The sequence below is a fragment of the Actinacidiphila guanduensis genome (assembly GCF_900103985.1).
Classification (GTDB): Bacteria; Actinomycetota; Actinomycetes; order Streptomycetales; family Streptomycetaceae; genus Actinacidiphila; species Actinacidiphila guanduensis.
The window spans coordinates 182124-201250 of record NZ_FNIE01000014.1 but is presented as its reverse complement, the minus strand read 5'-3'; the positions used below and the strand labels follow the sequence as shown (position 1 = coordinate 201250).

11 protein-coding genes are annotated in these 19127 nt (G+C 71.7%); 5 read left to right on the top strand and 6 right to left on the bottom strand.

The features are described 5' to 3' along the window. Positions 1–151: 151 nt before the first annotated feature. The 4 genes from BLR33_RS27630 to BLR33_RS27620 all read left to right on the top strand — a co-directional run bounded on the left by BLR33_RS27630 (position 152) and on the right by BLR33_RS27620 (position 10453). Positions 152–7807, top strand: a complete 7656-nt coding sequence (locus tag BLR33_RS27630; RefSeq protein ID WP_093787344.1) for an RHS repeat domain-containing protein — start codon at positions 152–154, stop codon at positions 7805–7807. Further along, entirely contained in the window at positions 7807–8085 is a 279-nt protein-coding gene (locus BLR33_RS34840) for a hypothetical protein (protein ID WP_143031766.1), read from the top strand. The genes BLR33_RS27630 and BLR33_RS34840 overlap by 1 nt, the downstream gene beginning before the upstream one ends. A 233-nt stretch (positions 8086–8318) precedes the next feature. Continuing rightward, positions 8319–8963 (top strand): IS110 family transposase, encoded by a 645-nt coding sequence (locus BLR33_RS27625; RefSeq protein WP_322987199.1) that lies wholly within the window; start codon positions 8319–8321, stop codon positions 8961–8963. A gap of 413 nt (positions 8964–9376) precedes the next feature. Beyond that, positions 9377–10453 carry a DUF3533 domain-containing protein gene (locus BLR33_RS27620; RefSeq protein ID WP_093787343.1) on the top strand — a complete coding sequence of 359 codons (1077 nt, stop codon included), beginning with the start codon at positions 9377–9379 and terminating at the stop codon, positions 10451–10453. 91 nt (positions 10454–10544) lie between these two features. Here the strand turns inward: BLR33_RS27620 and BLR33_RS27615 are convergent, their stop codons facing one another. The 5 genes from BLR33_RS27615 to BLR33_RS27595 form a co-directional block, all read right to left on the bottom strand. Next, positions 10545–11072, bottom strand: coding sequence for an NUDIX hydrolase family protein (locus BLR33_RS27615; protein WP_176930545.1), 528 nt, complete (start codon positions 11070–11072; stop codon positions 10545–10547). Positions 11073–11144: 72 nt separating this feature from the next. Continuing rightward, the gene (locus tag BLR33_RS27610; RefSeq protein WP_093787341.1) at positions 11145–12905 is read right to left on the bottom strand and encodes an ABC transporter ATP-binding protein; all 1761 of its coding nucleotides are present in this window, start codon (positions 12903–12905) and stop codon (positions 11145–11147) included. Further along, positions 12902–14881, bottom strand: coding sequence for an ABC transporter transmembrane domain-containing protein (locus BLR33_RS27605; RefSeq protein ID WP_093787340.1), 1980 nt, complete (start codon positions 14879–14881; stop codon positions 12902–12904). The genes BLR33_RS27610 and BLR33_RS27605 overlap by 4 nt, the downstream gene beginning before the upstream one ends. A gap of 252 nt (positions 14882–15133) precedes the next feature. Then, entirely contained in the window at positions 15134–16285 is a 1152-nt protein-coding gene (locus tag BLR33_RS27600; RefSeq protein WP_093787339.1) for an esterase-like activity of phytase family protein, read from the bottom strand. Positions 16286–16578: 293 nt separating this feature from the next. Further along, complete coding sequence (locus tag BLR33_RS27595) at positions 16579–17541, bottom strand: AraC family transcriptional regulator (protein WP_093787338.1); 963 nt, start codon at positions 17539–17541, stop codon at positions 16579–16581. 73 nt (positions 17542–17614) lie between these two features. Here BLR33_RS27595 and BLR33_RS27590 point away from each other — a divergent pair, with 73 nt between their 5' ends. After that, complete coding sequence (locus BLR33_RS27590) at positions 17615–18571, top strand: alpha/beta hydrolase (protein WP_093787337.1); 957 nt, start codon at positions 17615–17617, stop codon at positions 18569–18571. A gap of 112 nt (positions 18572–18683) precedes the next feature. On the opposite strand, the gene BLR33_RS27585 is transcribed toward BLR33_RS27590, so the two are convergent. Beyond that, a complete protein-coding gene (locus tag BLR33_RS27585; RefSeq protein WP_093787336.1) occupies positions 18684–19076 on the bottom strand; it encodes a MerR family transcriptional regulator in 393 nt (130 codons plus the stop codon). Between the last annotated feature and the right edge of the window lie 51 nt (positions 19077–19127).

Below are 19127 nucleotides of genomic sequence, written 5' to 3'. Positions count from 1 at the left end.
GTACGCGCGGGCCAGTTCTTGGTGTGTTCACTTCGAATTTCTTGTGTTGACCGTGTGAAGACAATAACGTCGCGATGATCACCAGGACTGATCGATGAGCGTCCAACTGGCCTGCGGGGGACGTGTGTTGGCGTGGGAGAGGACACCACTCGTGGGGATATGGCGCGCCTTCACGCGGCCCGATCGGTCCGGGCGCTACCGGCTGAGCACGATGGTCACGGTGACCGTCACGGTGCTGTCGCTGACCGCTTCCACCGCCGTCGCGCAAGGCTTCGAACCGCGGCCGCACAACGGGCAGAAGTTGTGGAACGGGATCGTTGCACCCGCCAAGCAGGCCAGCCACACCGGGCGGCGGGTCCGTGCCAACGGCCCCTTGAAGCAGCAACTCGCCAAAGGCGCTGCGCCGTTGCAGACCCACCGGGTGACCCGCACCGCGTGGCCGAGCGCCACGAGCACGTCGATCTCCTTGTTGCGGACCGTACCCGCGAGCCCGACGCCGACCCATCGCACTGCTCCGGAGTACGCCGGGTCGCCGGTCGGTGCCGACCCCAGCCCGAGCCGTTCCGCACAACAACAGCAGCAGCACCGGGCGAGGTTCCAGGCCGCACCCGCCGCGGTGCGCGCCGGCTCCTCACCGGTCTCGGTCGCCCCGGTCGCGAAAGCATCGACCGCCGGGCGCACCTTCGCCACCGCTCACGACGCCGCCTCCGCGGGACTGGCCACGAAGGTGACCGTCCGGGTCGCCGGCCACGACCAGGCCGAACGAGCGGGCGTGGACGGCCTGCTCGCCGCAGTGTCCCGCAGCGACGGCTCCACGGGTGACGCCAAGGTCCGTGTGACCGTCAACTATGGCTCTTTCGCCCACGCGTACGGCGGGGGCTATGCCTCCCGGCTGCGGCTGGTCTCGCTGCCCACCTGCGTGCTGACCACCCCTCAGCGGCAGGGCTGCGACGCCGCCACCCCTCTGGCGACCTCGGTCTCGGCTGCCGACCAGACGCTGTCCGCGCAGGTGACCCTGAACGGGACGGATACAGCCGGTTCGCAGGCTCGGTCGGCGTCGGCAGCGCCGATGGCAGTGGTGGCGGCGGTCTCCACGGCGTCCGGCTCACAGGGCAGCTTCACCGCCTCCGATCCGGCCACCGGCTCGGGCACCTGGACGCAGTCGTCCGATGGCGGGTTCGTCTACTCCTACCCGATCCAGATGCCGACGGCGCTGGGCGGCAGCACTCCCACCGTCGACCTCGGTTATGACAGCCAGGCGGTCGACGGCGAGACGGCTGCCCGCGACGGGCAGCAGGACGACTGGATCGGCGACGGCTGGGAGTACACCCCCGGGTACATCCAGCAGTCCTTCCGCTCCTGCGGCAACGATGGTGTCGACGCGCTGAAGAAGTCCGGCGACAGCTGCTGGGGCGGCTACCAGCTCACCCTCAGCTACGGCAGCAGCAGTGGAGTGCTGGTGCCGATCGGCGTGCAGTCGGGGGTGGCGGGCGAGATCCAGGCCTTCAAGCTCCAGAACGACGACGACACGCTGGTGCAAGAGTTCTCCGGGGCTTCCAACGGGGTCTTCCAGGGCGCCTACTTCAAGGTCACCAGCACCGACGGCGCCACCGCCTATTTCGGCCTGAACCACGCGCCCTCCGCCGCCGGCGGTGTCGGTGGGAACGGCGACGCGGCGACGAACTCCGCCTGGGGCGTCCCCGTGTACTGCCCGAAGAGCTCCGACCCGTGTTACGACAGCTCCAAGGGCAGCGCCTCCCAGGCCACCATGGGCTACCGGTTCAACCTCGACTTCGAGACCGACCCGCTCGGCGACCTGACCAGGTACGACTGGGCGACGGAGACCGGCTACTACAACATGGGCGCCGGACAGGCGACCAACGGCACCGGCACGATCACCCCATACGTGCGCTCCGGCCACCTGACGAAGATCTCCTATGGCTACCAGTTGGCGGACGAGGCGGCCGGCCGGACGGCGTCGGCGCAGGTCACCTTCAGCAGCGTGACCCGCTGCGAGGTCTCCGCGGCATTCCCCGCTTCCAAGTGCACGGCGGCCAATCTCACCGAGGCGAACGCCCCGAACTGGCCCGACGTCCCTTACGACCTGAACTGCAGCGCCTCCGACTCGGCCGACACCCAGACCACGACGACCCAGGCCGGAACCTGCTACCAGACCTCGCCGACGTTCTGGACCACGAATCGGCTGAGCACCATCGCCACCGCGGTCCGGGTCGGCGGGGTCTGGAAGACCGTCGACGACTACAAGCTGACCCAGACCTACTCCGACGCCGGAGCGGTCGACCCGGTGACCGGCAGCACCGTCGACCCCGGGGACGCAGGCTCGCTCCAGTCGGTGATGTGGTTCCAGGAGATCCAGCGGGCAGGCGGGGACGCCCTCGGCGGCACCAGCGGCACCCTGAAGACCAATCCGGTCGTCTTCCAGGGCGAGGAGGTCGACAACCGCGTCAACGACGACATGACCGGTGACACCTCCAACGAACCGCCGCTCTACCACCCGCGCATCAGCGCGGTGATCACCGACACCGGTGACTCGATCAACGTCGACTACAACCCGCCGTCCTGCGCGGGCTCGGCCACCCCCTCGGCGCCGGACGCCAACACGTCCAGCTGCTACCCCGTCTACACCACGGACCCGGCCGCGGAAACCCCGACACTGGAGTGGTTCAACAAGACGACGGTGCACAGCGTCACCGTGCACGACCAGGTCTCCGACAGCCCGGACCAGACCACCACCTACAGCTACGCCGACCCGGCCTGGCACCGGGACGACTCGGACCTGACCGACGACCGGTACCGCACCTGGGACCAGTTCCGCGGCTTCCGTACCGTCACCGTGCAGACCGGTAACTCGGCGACCAATCAGGCAGGCACCCAAGGATCGAACCCGGTCGCCGACCTGCTGACCCAGACCACCAGCACCTACGCGCAGGGCATGGACGGCGACTACAAGGCCGACGGCTCGCAACGCAGTGTCTCGATCCCGATCTCGGCGGGCGGTGCCATCGCGGAGACAGTCCCGGACAGCAACAATCTGGCCGGCACCGTTCTGAAGACGGACACCTACACCAAGGCCGGCGGCACCGTCGAGTCCAGCACGGTGACCGAACCGCCGACGCTCACCACCACCGTGAGCGTGAACCGCACCGCCTGGACCTCCAAGGACCCGGCGCCCGCCACCTTGTCCACTCTCCCGCCGCTACGCGCCTACCGCACCACCCAGACGGCATCCGACGGTTACGACCTCCTGTCGGGCAGCCAAGGATGGCGGCACACCCGCACCGTCACCGACTACGACTCGCATGCCCGGGTCACCTCCGTGGACAACCTGGGCGACGTCTCGATTCCGTCCCAGGAGACGTGCACGCTCACCAGCTACGCCACGCCGCCCGCCGCGGATCCGATGATGCTGGACTACCCGGACGAGAGCCAGGAGGTGGCCGGCCCCTGCTCCACCACTCCCTCCGCGAGCGCTCCGCCGATCTCGGACGTGCGCACCCTGTACGACGGCGACGGAACGCCGACCAGCCCAGGGACTTTCGGCACGCTGAACACCACCGGACTTGCGTCGGCGACGCAGCAGATGACCGCGTGGCCCGCTGGGGGACAACCGCAGTGGACGGTGGAGAGCGCCACTTCCTACGACCAGTACGGCCGGGTCACCACCACATACGACGAACGCGGCAACAAGACGACCACCAGCTACACCCCGGCCTCCGCCGGTGAACTGCCCTCCGCCACCTCCACGGTGACCACCCCGGTGGACGGCTCCGCCCAGTGGAAGACATCCGAGACCCTGGACCCCGAGCGTGGCCTGACCCTGGCCAGCACGGACGTCAACGGCGGTGTCACCAGCTACGTGTACGACCCCCTCGGCCGTGCCACCGAGGTCTGGGGACCGGGACACCCGAAGGCCGGCAACACCTCAACACCGCAGGAGACCTACACCTACGCGGTCGACCCCGGAGCGCAGGTCGACACGGACGGCACCGTCACCGACCCCGGCGCTCCCTCCTCGGTGACCACCAAGACCCTGCTGGACGACGGCTACTACAGCACCACCATCACCATCCTCGACGGGATGATGCAGCAGCGTGAGACGCAGGCGAACGCCCTGACCGATACCGGATTCGCCAGCGATCCCAGCGGCACCAGCGGATCGGGGGCTTCCGAGCGGCTTGTCTCCGACACCTTCTACGACGACCACGGCTGGGCCTGGGACAGCTACCCCGCCTACTACGACGACACATCCGGCCCGACCACCACCATGGCGGAGCTCCCGCAGAGCTCGGCACCGGTCCAGAGCGTCACCGTCTTCGACGGCATGGGACGTGCCACCGCCGCGCAGACCGTCACCCAAGGCAACCAGGTGCAGTGGCAGTCCACCACCAACTACGCGGGTGCGGACGAGGCCATCGCCACCTCTCCGGCCGGCGGCCCCACCACCAGGACCTTCACCGACGCCCTTGGCCGCACCACCCGCACCGTGGTCGAGGACACCGATGCGGCGGTCAGCCTCACGGAGGGACAGATCCTGACCTCCGGATCGCAACTGGCGTCGGCGTCGAGCCGGTTGGAGATGCAACCCGGCGGCGACTTGGTGCTCTCCTCGTTGGCGAGCGGCAAGACCCTCTGGCACTCCGGCACCTCCACGCCGGGCTCCCACGCCCAACTCGGCTCGGACGGGAACCTGGACGTGGTCACCCCGACCGGTGCCGTCACCAATATCTCCGGCCTGACCTCCGCCACCGGCAACACCCTGCGCCTGGGCAACGACGGCAGCCTCGCCGTGGACTCCTCCGGCGGCACGGCCCTGTGGACCTCCGGCACGGCCGGCCAGGCGTCGGCCGCCGACTCGACCACCACCTACAGCTACTACTCCTCCGGCCAGGTCAAGTCTGTCCAGGACAGCGCCGGAAACACGTGGAGCGCCACCTACGACCTGCTGGGACAGAAGACCTCGCAGACCGACCCGAACATCGGCAAGACCGTGTACGGGCCCTACGACGAGTCGGGCAACCTGCTGCAGACCACCGACCCCGCGGGGAACACCCTGTCGTACCACTACGACTGGGACAACCGGCAGGTCGAGGTGGACAGCGGCGCCTACACCGACCACCCGGCCGCCGGGGCGAAGCTGGATAGTACCGTCTATGACACGCTCCGCAAGGGGGCGCAGACCTCGGCCACGAGCTACGTCTACCCCTCGGGCAGCACCACCCCGAACACCTACATCACCGGCGTGACCGGGTACAACGCGTTCGGCAAGCCCACCGGGGCGTACGTGTCCATCCCTGCCGCCGACGGTTTCGCCCAGCCGGCCCTGCCCGACGGCGCGCACGAGACCACGTCGGCTGGGCGCACCGTGTTCGAGCAGGACGCCAGCTACACGACGACCACCGGACTGCTCAACAACGAGTCGTTCGGCACGGACGGCGGCTTGCCCGCCGAGCAACTCGCCTACAGCTACAACGCCATGGGCGAGTTCAGCGGCCTCGGTACCAACACCAGGTCCGCCTATGTCGACGACAGTGTCCATGACGGATACGGCCACACCATCAGTACCACCTACGGCGGTACCGGCGAAGAGCTGATGACCACGGCCGACTACGACCAGGCCACCGGGCGGCTCCTGGACACCTCGGCCTCGCTCCAGCAGTCCGACGCGGAAGTCGACCGCACGGACTACCGCTACAACGCCGCGGGCGAGATCACTGCGGTCGACGACTGGCAGATCGCCGAAGGCGCGCACGACCTCCAGTGTTTCGACTACAACTCGCTCCAGCGGCTGACCCAGGCATGGACCGACACCGGCACCATCACCGAGGACCCGTCCCAGCAGAGCCAGACCAGCGTGCCAGCCGGTGGACTCGGCGGCTGCACCAGCGCCTCGCCCACGGCAACGGCGAACCCCGCACACCCGAACCAGACCACCGTCGGCGGGCCGGCCCCCTACTGGCAGAGCTACAGCTACGACCTGCTGGGCGACCGGACCGAACTGGTCCAGCACGACCCGGCCGGCAACTCCGCCGCCAACACCGTGCAGCAGGTTGACTACCCGGGTGTCGATGCCACCAAGGCCACCACCGACCCGAACCGGGCCGGCAGCGTCACCACCACCGGTCCCGCCACCGACTCCAGCCAGCAGCTGGGCTACGACGACGCCGGCGACACCATCACCCGTACCACCAACTCGACCGGTACCGGCGCGGGCACCACCCACCAGGCGCTGACGTACGACGTCCAGGGCCGCACCGCCACCGCAACCACCACAGGGCCGGACGGCACCACCCACACCAGCAGCTACCTCTACGGCGGCGACGGCTCCCTCTTGGAGCAGGACGACGACGGCACGAAGACCCTGTTCCTGTTCGGCGGCGCCGAGCAGATCACGCTCAACACCCAGGGCGGCACCTCCACCGAGAACGCGATCCGCAGTTACACCGGGCCGGACGGCACCGAGATCATCCGGGACAGCTCGGGCAAGCTCTCCTACCAACTGGCTGGGCTCCAGGGCACCGGCACACTGCTGGTCAACGCCGCCAACGACGCGGTGACACGCCGCTTCTACGACCCCTACGGCAACACCCGCGGGGCAATCCCTTCCGCGTGGGTCTCGCCGTACGACACCCGTGGCTTCCTCAACCAGCCGTCCGACCCCGGCAGCGGCCTCGACCTGCTCGGGGCACGCCAGTACGACCCGGTCCAGGGCCGCTTCCTGTCACCCGACCCGATCTTCGAGGCGGGCGACCCGAGCCAAATGGGCGGTTACACCTACGCCGCCGACAACCCGGCAAGCGGCTCCGACCCGACCGGCATGGACAACTGGTGGGCCGATCCCACCGTCAACACCCCGACCACTCCCGACGCGCCGCCGATCACGCAGCACCAGGCCCAGGAAGAGGGCTTCGGCGCGGACTGTACAGCGACGACGTGCAGCGACTACAACGCCCAGCAGGCGGACGCCGACCGTGCCGCGATCGAGGCGCAGTCGAAGAAGGAGGCGGCCTCGGCCGCCCGCGCCAAGCTGGAGAAGGGCGCTGTCGCCGAGGCCGCGCACCGGCACTGCTCCTGGTACAACGTGGGCTGCCAAGTCGAGGTGCACGCCGAGCAGATCCTGCTGGCGGTGTTGATCGGGCTGGCCATCGCTGCCGCGATCGCTCTCGTGGCCACCGCACCCGAGATCGCGCTGGCAGCAGGAAGCGCGTTCCTGGAAGCCTCGGCAGGCGGCGCGGGCGCGAGCATGGCCACCGTCGCAGCCTCCGCCGCCGGCGTGAGTGTCGCCGCGGAGACAGCCGGTCTGGACACCGTCGCGGCGGGCTCCGCGGTCGTCGCGGACCTGGCAGGGGCCGACAGTTTCACCGCCGGACGCGGTGGTGGCGCGGGCACATCGGGCCGTAGTAGTTCACCAGGACTGACACGACGCACTGCGAATACAGGAGCCTTCTCTGATCTCCAGGTTCCCATGCAGAAGCGCACGGTCAAGCAAGTGGCCCGAGACGCTGGAGTGAGTCTTGACGGTGTCAAGGTCAAGATTAATCGCGACACAGACTTGATCGGGCGCGGCTTGTACGGTCATACGTCACCAGATGGGACGATCACGTTGTACCCGGATGCCTTCTCTTCCACAGAAAACCTCGTTCGAACGATTGGTCACGAGCGGATGCACGTCATGCAGATCCAGTTGTACGGACCCGCGTCGTCGCTTGAGCAAGAGGCTGCCTGGGAGCGCGCCGCCTACGGATCAGAGGACCAATTCTGGAGCTTCTTCAGTGGGAGGTTGGGCTGATGGCAGATCGCGCAGCATGGCTGAGGGTGCTCAGCCAGGTGGTCGACCGGAAGGGCGATGTAGGTCTGATCCCATGTCCGGAGTGCGGCCAAAACCGGCTTGAGATCAGATACATCGTCAAGCTCGAAACGCGGATCGGGTACGTGCTCCTGTGGTGCGGTGCATGCCTGCACGGCATCTCTGTCTCCCGGGTCCGCGCTCCAGAAGGTGCTCCGACGTGGTCGATCGAAGATCCGGCGTCGGTCGAGGGCGTTCCCGACTTCGCCCGCCGCGAGTGAGCTATCAGGGCGCAGGGTCTCACGCATGGCGGTGGGTGCCCGTAGCCAGTTGGCTATTCTGTGCTGGTTTCTGCATATTTGGGGTTCTGATAGCGATTCCCCGCTCCTTGTCCATATTGGAAAGACCCCAGGATCGCCGAAGCATTGGGTTCCTGCCTGCTCTCCGTGGCTAGACCGTATGGAGGGCCGGCGCCTCGCTCGTAAGTTGGCGCGGGTTGCCGTCACATTGTGGTGTGACGGCAGAGCCGCAATTACGGGAGGCGCCGGTGCTGTTCGAGCGTACGTGTGTGGGGTTGGACGTTCACGCGCGGTCGATTGTTGCGTGTGTGATTGATGCCCTGTCGGGTGAGGTCCGGTCGTTGCGGCTGTCGCCGAAGACCGATGCTGTGCTGGCGTGGGTGTTTACGCTGGACGGCCCGGTGGCGGTGACCTATGAGGCTGGTCTGACCGGGTTCGGGCTGGCCGGAGCATTAACGGGAGCGGGGGTGCGGTGCGTGGTGGTGGCGCCGTCGAAGATCGAGCGACCGCCGGGGGATCGGGTGAAGACCGATCGCCGGGACGCCGAGCGCCTCGCGCGACTGCTGCGGATCGGCGGGTTGCCTGCAGTGCGGGTGCCCACCGAGGCCGAGGAGGCCGCCCGGGATCTGGTGCGCGCGCGGGGGGACTTGATGCGGGCCCGGCACCGGCTTTCCAAGCTGCTGCTGCGCCAGGGCCTGCTGTGGGAGGGATCGGCGTGGACGGCAGAGCACGAGAGCTGGCTGCGTTCGCTGTCCTCTGAGCGGGTCGGGGTGCGGCTGGCCTTCGACGAGGCCTTCGATGCGGTCCTGAGCGTGCGGGCTCGCAGGGACAGGCTGGACCGGGCGATCGAGGTTGCCTAGATCGTTGGGCCGGCCACAAACAGCGGCAGCGTTTGGACGCGTCGGGGATGCCCGGCCGTCCTTTGAGCCGAGCCCGTTGCAGCAGCCCGTGCTGCCGTCTGCGCGCACTGCCGCGGGCGTGCCCGTGGGTATGAGTTGCGGAACGGAAGACCCCGGTACGCGGTGACGCAGGTGGCGCGCTGGGCCGTACGGGAGCGCTCTCCGCGTGCCGTGCGGGCGGGCGGCGGGCGACGGGGGCAGGCTGGACGGCACCGTGAGGCGGACGGGGCGGGCAGCGGGACGTCGGAAGAAGCCGAGCCGCGCGGCTGACGACCGTACGCCACGCAACCGCCGCACAACCCGCCGCAACCGCCCGGAACCGCCGTACAACCGCCTTGCGACCGAAGAGACGCCGACGACGACAGGACCCGCCCATGGCCCCCACCGGCCCGACCACCCCCGGCCCGGCACCCGGTGCTGCCCCCGGTCCGTCCCCGCGGCACCGCTTCACCGGCGAGCTGCGCGACGCGGTGAGCCGGCGCGCGGTGCTGCTCGTGACCGCCGTACTGGCCCTCCAACTCGGCTTCGTCCTCTCCTACATCGGTGCCTTCCACGCACCGAAGCCGCATCGCATCCCCGTCGCCGTCACCGCGCCCGGGCAGGCGGCCGAACAGATCGCCGCGCGCTTCGACGCTCTGCCCGGCGGCCCGTTCCGTGCCCGTACGGCGGACAGCCCCGCACAGGCCCGGCAGTTGGTCCTCACCCGCGAGGTGGACGCGGCTTTCGTGTTCGACCCGCGCGCCCGCACCGACACCCTGCTGATCGCCTCAGCCGGCGGGCCGTCGGTGTCGGACGCGGCCACGCAGATCGTCCGGCGGGTCGAGACCGCCCAGGGGCGGCAGTTCCGCATCACCGATCTGCGGGCTCCCAGCCCCCAGGACGGGCGCGGCCTCTCCTCCTTCTACCTGGTGCTCGGCTGGATGATCGGCGGCTACCTCGCCGCCGCCATCCTCGGCATGGCCGGCGGCGCCCGCCCGGCCAACCCGCACCGCACCGTCATCCGCCTGCTCGGCCTGGCGGTCTACGCGGTCGTCTCAGGGCTCGGCGGCGCGATCATCGCCGATCCCGTGCTCGGCGCGCTCACCGGGCACTTCGCGGCACTGTGGGCGATCGGTACGCTGGTCGTCTTCGCTTCCGGCGCCGCCACTGTCGCCTTCCAGACGCTGCTCGGCACCGCCGGCGTGGGCGTGGCCATCCTGCTCTTCGTCGTGCTCGGCAACCCCAGCGCGGGCGGTGCCTACCCCGGGGCGCTGCTGCCGACGTTCTGGCGCAGCATCGGGCCGTGGTTGCCACCGGGCGCGGGCACCACCGCCGTACGGAACACCGTGTACTTCGACGGGCACCACACCACCGGGCCGCTGTGGGTCCTGGGGTGCTACGCGGCCGGCGGCATCGCCGTGGCGCTCGCCGGAGCCCTGCTGCGAGCCAGGCGACTCCGCCGTACCGCGTAAACCTCGCTCCCCGACAGCTCGGTGAACCCCGCCTTCCGAAGTTCGGCGAACCCTGCTTCCCGAAAGCTCGGCCAATCCCGCCTCCCGCAGGTCAGCCGAGGCACCCCACGTGGGAGAGCGCCTGCTTCAGCAGGACGCCCTGGCCGCCCGGCATCTCCTGCTGGAGCTCGGGGGAGACGGCCTCGGACGGGGTGAGCCAGACCAGGTCGAGGGCGTCCTGCCGGGGGCGGCAGTCACCCGCCACCGGGACGACATAAGCGAGCGAGACCGCGTGCTGGCGCGGGTCGTGGAAGGGCGTGATGCCCTGGGTGGGGAAGTACTCGGCGATCGTGAAGGGCTGCAGGGACGCCGGGACGTGCGGCAGCGCCACCGGGCCGAGGTCCTTCTCCAGGTGCCGCAGCAGCGCGTCGCGGACCCGCTCGTGGTGCAGCACCCGGCCCGAGACCAGGGTGCGGCTGACCGTGCCGTCGGGGCCGATCCGCAGCAGGAGCCCGACGTGGGTGACCTCCCCGCGGTCGTCCACCCGCACCGGCACGGCGTCGACGTAGAGGATCGGCATGCGGGCGCGGGTCAGCTCCAGCTCGTCGTCGGACAGCCAGCCGGGCGTGGTCTCGGTCATGTCAGCCATTGGGCGATCGTACGTGGTGAGGGCGCCCCGCCGCCCGGCACCCGGCACAACCGCCCGGACCGTTCACACCTGCTCAGCGGCGTTCTCGCGGTCGCCGTGCCAGGTGGCCCACAGCGCCGCGTACGCGCCGCCCGCCGCCACCAGCTCCTCGTGGGTGCCCACTTCGGCGAGCCGGCCGTGCGCCATCACCGCCACCCGGTCCGCGTCGTGGGCCGTGTGCAGGCGGTGGGCGATGGCGATGACGGTACGGCCGCGCATCACATGGGCGAGCGCGCGCTCGGTGTGCCGGGCGGTCGCCGGGTCGAGCAGCGCGGTGGCCTCATCGAGCACCAGGGTGTGCGGGTCGGCCAGCACCACGCGGGCCAGCGCCAGTTGCTGCGCCTGCGAGCCGTCGGTGCGGTGACCGCCCTCGCCCAGCCGGGTGTCCAGGCCCGCCGGCAGCGCCGCCAACCACTCCGCGCCGACCGCGCCGAGCGCGGCGAGGAGTTCACCGTCGTCGGCGTCCGGGGCGGCAAGCAGCAGGTTGTCGCGCAGGGTGCCCAGGAAGACGTGGTGCTCCTGCGTGACCAGGACGACCTGGCGGCGCAGCTGCTCGGGGTCCAGGTCCGCGACGGGCACCCGCCCGACCGTCACCGAGCCGGCGTCGGGGCGGTCGATGCCCGCCAGCAGCCGGCTCAGCGTGGTCTTGCCCGCCCCCGACGGGCCGACCACGGCCAGCCGTTCACCCGGCCGTACCGTGAGGTCCACGCCGTGCAGCACCTGTGCGCCGCCGTCGTAGGAGTAGCGCACTCCGCGCACGTCGATCCGGTCGTCCCGCGGCGCCGGCGAACTCCCGCCCGCGGTGCGGGGAGCGGCGGCCAGGCCCTCGACGCGGGCGAACGAGGCACTGCTGGACTGCAGTTGCTCCACCCACATCAGCACCTGGTCCAGCGGCTCGGACAACTGCCGCAGGTACAGGGCCGCGGAGACCACCGCGCCCAGGCTCATCACGCCGTGCGCGTGCAGCAGCCCGCCGACCAGCAGGACGCCCACCACCGGCACCACGTAGCAGACCTCGACCCACGGGAAGAACACGGTGCGCAGGAACAGGGTGCGCATCCGCGCCCGGCGCGAGACCTCGATCGCCTCCCGGCTCGCCCGCGCCCGCCGCTGCTGCAGCCCGAACGCCTCGATCGTGCGGGCGCCGGACGCAGTGGCCGAAAGGACCTCGGTGAGCGCGGAGTTGGCCGCGCCCTCGGCAAGGTACGCGGTACGGGCCCGGGACAGGTACCAGCGCAGGGCGAACCTGATGCCGACCAGGCCGAGCAGGCCGCAGCAGCCCAGCAGCGGGTCGAGGACGAAGACCGCGCCCAGGATGAAGGCCGCCTGCACCAGCGAGGTGAGCACTTCGGGCCCGGCGTCGCGCAGCGTGGTGCCCACCGCGGCGACATCGCTGGTGCCGCGCGCGGTCAGGTCGCCGGTCCCGGCGCGCTCCACCACCGAGGCGGGCAGCGCCAGCGCCCGGTCCACGAACTCCTCGCGGATACGGGCCAGGGTCCGCTCGCCGAACCGGTGCCCCACGTAACGGGCGTAGCGGGCCAGCAGGAACTGGGCGAGGCTGCACAGGGCGATCACGATCGCCAGGCGGTCCACCGCGCCGGTGCCGGAGCCCGCGCGCACGTCGTCGACGATCCGGCCGACCAGCCACGGACCGGCCAGGCCCGCCGCGGCGGCCAGCGCGTTGAGCACCAGGGAGAGGGCGAAGGCCCGGCCGTCGGCGCGGATGAGCCGCCAGGCGGCACGGCGGGTGGCGGCGCCCTCGGCGACGGGCAGGTGACCGCTCATCGGGCGGCTCCACGGGGCGAGTCGGCGGCGTTCTGGTCGGGCAGCAGCGGGCCGTTGCGCGGGACGGTGCCCGGTCCTGCGGCTTCCTCGGACAAGTCGTCGAGCGGGGCGTCTTCGCGCGGCGCCATCCCGGCGGCACCAGGCGGCGGTGCGGTGGCGTGGTCCGGCGCTGCGGCATCGCCGCGCGGAGTTTCCCGCGGGGTGCCCTCCGGCGCGGTGGTGCCGCCGCCGCGTCCCGCCGTCCCGCCGGGCGCGGTGTCCCCGGGAGTATCCGGCGGCGCCTCCTCGGTCTCACGCGCCACCAGGGCGCGGTAGCCGGGGACTTCGCGCAGCAGGGTGCGGTGCGGGCCCTTCGCCGCCACCTTGCCGTCCCGCAGGTAGTAGACGGTGTCGGCCTGGTCGAGCAGGAGCGGCGAGGTGCCCGCGACCAGGGTCGTACGGCCCTCGCGGGCGGTACGCAGCCGCGCGGCGACGGCCGCCTCGGTGTGCGCGTCCAGCGCGGACGTCGGTTCCACCGCGAGCAGCACCTCCGGGTCGGCGAGCAACGCCCGTACCAGGCGGACGCGTTGGCGCTGCCCGCCCGACAGGTTGCGGCCCTGGGCGTCGATCGGCGAGTCCAGCCCGTCCGGCAGGGCGTCGACCACGTCCTGCGCCATGGCCGCCTCGACGGCCGCCGCCATCTCCTCGTCGCCGTGCTCACGCGCCCCGGCGACGACCTCGCGCAGCGTGCCCGCGAACAGGTCGGCCTCGTTGTCGGCGACCAGGACCCGCTCGCGCACCCGCGCCGCCGGGACGTCCAGGAGCGGCACCCCGCCCCACAGCACCCGCGAGTCGGCGAACCCGCCCAGCCGGTCCACCACTTCGGCCGCCTCCGTGGGCCGGCCGCTCACCAGAGCCGTCAACTGCCCTGGGGCCACCTCGACTCCCGACTCCGGATCGCTCAACGCCGAGGGCGCCGCGGGAGCTTCGGCGGTCTGCTCGCGTTGCGGCGGCTGGAGGGCGAGGAACCGTACGACGCGGTTCGCTGCCACCATGCCGCGCGTCACGTCGTAGCCGCACTCGATGAAGAACGCCACCGGCTGCACCAGCACCGCCACATAGCCGTAGACCCCCACGAATTCGCCCACGCTGATGCTGCCTTGGGCCGCCAGCCGGGCCGCGAGCCAGGTCACGACCGCGAGGAAGAGCATCGGCAGGCCCATGCCGAGCGCCTGCACCCAGCTGGTCACCGAACCCACCCGGTAGCCCTGGTCCACCAGCGCGCGCGAGTCGCCGCGGAAGGCGTCGGCGAACAGCCGCTTGCCGCCGAGGCCGTTGAGCACCCGCAGGCCGCCCGCGAGGTCGCCGATCCGCGCGGTCAGGCCGCCCTGCTGCTCCCGGTAGTCCCCCTCGGCGCCCTTCAGCCGTCCCAGCAGCGGCCCCACCACCAGGGCGATCACCGGCACCCCGGCCAGCACCACCGCGGCCAGCGGCAGGGAGATAGCCAGCAGCTGGACGGCCACCACCAGGCAGGCCGCGACCGCGCCGACGCCCGGCCCCGTCATCGTCAGCGCCTGGCTGATCTGGAGCACGTCGGTGACGCCGATGGTCACGATCTCGCCCGCGCCCGCCTGCCGCGGCAGCGCGGCGCCCAGCCGGACCGCCTGCCCCACCACGGACTTCACCGTGCGGAAGGTCGCGTCCATCCGCAGCCGCGTCATCGTGCGGTGCCGCATGATGCTCACCCAGGCGGTGAACGAGCCCAGGCACAGCAGCGCCGCGCTCCATGCGAGGAGGGCGCCGGTACGCCCGGGCACCAGGCCGTCGTCGATCGCGCGGGAGAGCACGTACGGGGTGAGGGTGGTGAGGATCATCCACACCGTGCCGAGCAGCGCGCCGCCCCAGGCGCGGCGGCGCTGGCTGGTCAGCAGCCACCACAGGTAGCGGCCGGGGGAGCGGTGGTCGGGGGTTCCGGGATCGGCGAAGGCGTCGATCATGACCGGGGGCGCCCGGCCGCCGCGGCGGCGGCTCTCCTCCCCGCGTGATGCTCCGCACGATGCGGACGAACCGGTCGAACGGGGAGGTGGCCACAGTGGTTCATGGCCGACACCCTGGCAGAGCCGCGGGCCGCGGGGCCACCGCTTATTCGCCGCCCCGGCATCGGGCACGCGTGACCGGTCCGGTGCAGGGCCGCGGCACGGCACTCCCCCAAAGAAGCGCCGTGCCGCGGGGTTTCGGGGCGGGAGCCGTCAACGGGCTCCGGGGAGGCGGGCGGTGAGGCGGAGCAGGCGGGTGGTCTGGGTGGCGTTGGAGTTGTCGTCGCTGACCAGCACCACCTGGGCCAGGCCGAGCGGCTGCGGGCCGGGGGCGATCGCCATGCCCTCGTAGTTGTCCATCAGCGGGTTGGCCTGGGGCTCCTTGGCGACCGCGCCGAGTGAGGGGCAGGCGTCGACGTCCACGGTGAGGACCTTGCGGGCGAGGACGCCCGCGGGGGCCGTGCCGAGGTCGGGCACGGCGGTCACGTCGGCGGCGCCGCGGGCGTCGGGCACGCCGTAGACCTTGATCGTGTTGCCGGTGCCGGGTATGAAGGCGGCCTCCAGGACGAGCAGCCCGCTGCGGCCGTAGGCGGCGACCTCCGAGATGCGGTTGCCCGGGTCCACCTGGTAGCCGATCTCCTTGACCAGGGTGTAGCCGTGCCGCCCGGAGGCGCGGTAGACGAGGATGCGGCGGTCGTCGGCGCTGCCGCCCGGGGCCACGTCGCCGGACAGGACGCCCTCCATGGCGGCGTACACGTAGCGGCCGTCCGGCGAGACGCTCAGGCCCTCCAGGGTGGCGTTCGCGGTGGCCTCGCCGGCGGGCGCGACGCGGAAGCGGGCGGGCACGGCCAGTTCGGCCTGCTGCACGCCCTGGCGGTCGAAGACCCGTACGGAGGGCTCGACTTCGGAACTGACCAGGTAGTCGCCGTCGGGCAGGACGGCCAGGCCCTCGCCGTCGAAGTCGGTGTCGTCGTACGGGGTGCCGTCCGGCTTGCGCAGCACCAGGGTGCCGGTGATGCGCGGCTTCGCGGGGTCGGCGATGAACCACAACCGCGCCTGCTCGCCGGTGGCGTGGTCGACGATCGCCGCGTACGCGCCCCGGCGGGCGTCCCACGTCAGCGCGGACAGGTCGCCGACGCCGAGCCCGTAGGCGGACGTCTTGTCCAGCGCGTCGCTGTAGCCGTCCACCCACCCGGCCCGTCCGCAGGCCAACGGCCCCTGGGGCGCCGGGTGGTGGCCGGCGGGAGCGGCGGCGTGCGCGGGCCCGGCCGCCAGGGCGAGCGAGCCGGCGGCGGTCGCGAGGACGCCGAGCCAGGCACGCGAGCGCCGCCGGGCCGGCACGGACGGGGTGACGGATGTGGACACACGTACTCCAGGCGGCAGTTGACGTCACCCGTGTGCCGCTCCCCACCTCGGGTGGGGCGCGGGCCGCTCACGCGGGTGTGGACTTTGTACGGCCACCCTGCCAGTTGGCAGGGGCAGCAGGGGAGCGGAGTTGAGCCACGCAGACCAAAAGTGCACGGTCTCCGGATCCGAACGGGCAGATCGGCCGGGGGTATTGGAGCGGCGTTGCGGGTGGGGACGAGGCGGTGCCGGGCGGCTCGTCACGGCTTCCCCGGCCGTGTCCGCCGTGCGCACGGGCGCCGGGCAGCTCGGTTTCAGTCCTGGGGCGGGCCACCGGGTCGGGGACCGTTCCGAGGTGCGGCGCCGCGCCGGTAGCGGGACGGGGAGGTGCCGGTCACGCGGGTGAAGGCGTGGCTGAACGAGCTCTCGGATGCGTAGCCGAGCTGCTGTGCCAGTGCCGCGACGGTGGTGTCGGACGTCCGCAGGGCGCGTTGGGCGAGCCGGACGCGCCAGTGGGACAGGTACGTCAGGGGCGGTTGCCCCGACACGTGCGCGAACCGGCGGGCGAAGTGGCTGCGGGACATGTGCGCGGCGGCGGCGAGTTCGGGAAGCTGCCAGGCGCGGCCGGGATCGGCGTGCATGAGGCGGACCGCGGGGCGCAGCCGGGGGTCCGTCAGCAGGCGCAGCCAGCCGGGCGGGGCGGCCGCTTCGTGCCGCAGCACGGTGCGGAGTGCTTCGAGGAGCAGGAGCTGGGCGTACTGGTCGGCGGCGAAGCGGGCCCCGGCGCGGTCGGTGTCGTTCTCCTCGACGATCCGCTCCAGCAGGCGCCGCATCCCGGCCGCTTCGGCGTCCGCGGCCGGTGCGTGGAGGACGGGCGGAAGCGCCGACGTGAACAGGTCCGCCGACGCCGGGTCGAGCTCGACGTGTCCGCCGATGACGACCACCTCGGGCTCGCCCGCGCCGATGCGCGAGAAGAAGCCCGTCTCCCGCGTCGGCTCCTGATCCATGTGAGGGCCCGCTTGGGGGTCCGGGCCCGGATCGCTGCACAGGACGGCGGTGTCGACGCCGCAGAGCACGGCGGCGTCCCCCGGGCCGAGTAGCAGGGGCGCCCGATCGTCGGCGATCAGCCGGCACGAGCCGCTCACCACGGCGTCGATCTTGACCGCCGCGCCGGGTCGCGAGCGGTGCCACCACTGCCCGCCCGCCCGCAGACCGCCGGTGATCACGCAGCGCGCGTCGACAAGATCGAGCACTTCGGAGACGGGGTCACGCGCCATGGTGGGATTCTCGAACAACAACGGGGCACGGGCAAGCATTCAAAGTCCCGTGGCCGGTGATCAGGATGAAGGCATGGAAACGATCACCTTCCCCAACCGGCACCTTGAGATCGCCGGCATCCTCCACCTGCCTGCCGGCTTCGATCCGGCCGGGACCTACGCCGCCGTCGTCTGCGTCCATCCCGGGAACGGCGTCAAGGAGCAGACCGCGGGGCTGTACGCGGCCGAGATGGCGCGGCGCGGGTACGTCGCCCTCGCCTTCGACGCCTCCTACCAGGGGGAGAGCGGCGGTGAGCCCCGCCACCTGGAGGAGCCCGCCTCGCGGGTGGAGGACATCCGGTGCGCGGTCGACCATCTGACCACGCTCGGGTACGTCGACGAGGAGCGGATCGGCGTGCTGGGCGTCTGCGCGGGTGGGGGATACGCGGTCAACGCGGCCATGACCGACCATCGCATCGCCGCGGTGGGCGTGGTGGCGCCGATCAGCATCGGCCGGGCCCGGCGAGAGGGCGCGGGCAGCCGCGAGAACACGGTACGGCTGCTGGAGGAGGTCGGCCGGCAGCGCACGATCGAGGCCCGCGGCGGACAGCCCGGGATCCGCCCATGGGTCCCCGACAGCCCCGAGGAGGCACGCGCGGCCGGAATCACCGACGCCGATGTGCTCGAAGCAGTGGACTACTACCGCACACCCCGCGGTGAGCACCCGCGCTCGGCCAACCGATTGCGGTTCGTCAGCGTCGCCCCGGTGATCGCCTTCGACGCCTTCCACCTGGTCGAGGAGCTGCTGACCCAGCCCCTACAGGTCGTCGTGGGCGACCGGGTCGGCAGCTTCGGGTCCTACCGCGACGGATACGAGCTGTTCCGGCGGGCCGATTGCGACAAGAGCCTGCGGGTCGTGGAAGGCGCCGGCCACTACGACCTGTACGACGTGCCGCGCTACGTCGACCAGGCCGCTTCGGCCCTCGGCGCCTTCTTCGACGCCCACCTCGCCGCCCCCGTATCCGCCACCGGCATGCCCGCAGGCCGGTGAGAGCGGGCAGGACGGCAGAGGCGAACGGTACGGGCCGCTGGGTTCCGCGTCGCGGTTGCAGCGGGGTCCGTACGTCGGCCGCGCCGGCGCGGTGCCGGCCCGCCCCGTACGGTTACGGCGCCGCCGTGCGGTCCGCGGGCTCGCCCGAGGCGCGGCGGGCGAGGTTCTCGCGCAGGGCGGTCAGCCGGGTGATCTCGGCGTCCAGGGCGGCAAGGCGACGGCCCACCACGCCGGAGGCGGGGTCCGCGGGATCGACGGAGCCGCAGCGGGGGGCGGGATCCCGCTCCAGCAGGTGGAGCCGGTCGGCGCAGGAGCACAGGTCCGTGACCGTGAAGCCCAGCGCGAGCATGTCGCGGATGACCCGCACGCGGGCCACCTCGCCCTCCCCGTACTCGCGTTGCCCGGACGCCGACCGCGCCGGCGCCGCGAGCAGCCCGCGCTGCTCGTAGTACCGCAGCGCCCTGGCCGTCGTCCCCGCCGCGGCAGCCGCCTCACCGATCCGCACGATCCCCTCCCCGCTCCCCGAGGCCCCAAGTTACGCCCGGGGCAGGGCTCC

Excerpts from the sequence above, each read along its gene's own strand:
- BLR33_RS27615 (WP_176930545.1), bottom strand. The coding sequence starts at position 11,072 with ATGACCGAGACCACGCCCGGCTGGCTGTCCGACGACGAGCTGGAGCTG.
- BLR33_RS34840 (WP_143031766.1), top strand. The coding sequence starts at position 7,807 with ATGGCAGATCGCGCAGCATGGCTGAGGGTGCTCAGCCAGGTGGTCGAC.
- BLR33_RS27605 (WP_093787340.1), bottom strand. The coding sequence starts at position 14,881 with ATGATCGACGCCTTCGCCGATCCCGGAACCCCCGACCACCGCTCCCCC.
- BLR33_RS27590 (WP_093787337.1), top strand. The coding sequence starts at position 17,615 with ATGGAAACGATCACCTTCCCCAACCGGCACCTTGAGATCGCCGGCATC.
- BLR33_RS27595 (WP_093787338.1), bottom strand. The coding sequence starts at position 17,541 with ATGGCGCGTGACCCCGTCTCCGAAGTGCTCGATCTTGTCGACGCGCGC.
- BLR33_RS27620 (WP_093787343.1), top strand. The coding sequence starts at position 9,377 with ATGGCCCCCACCGGCCCGACCACCCCCGGCCCGGCACCCGGTGCTGCC.
- BLR33_RS27610 (WP_093787341.1), bottom strand. The coding sequence starts at position 12,905 with ATGAGCGGTCACCTGCCCGTCGCCGAGGGCGCCGCCACCCGCCGTGCC.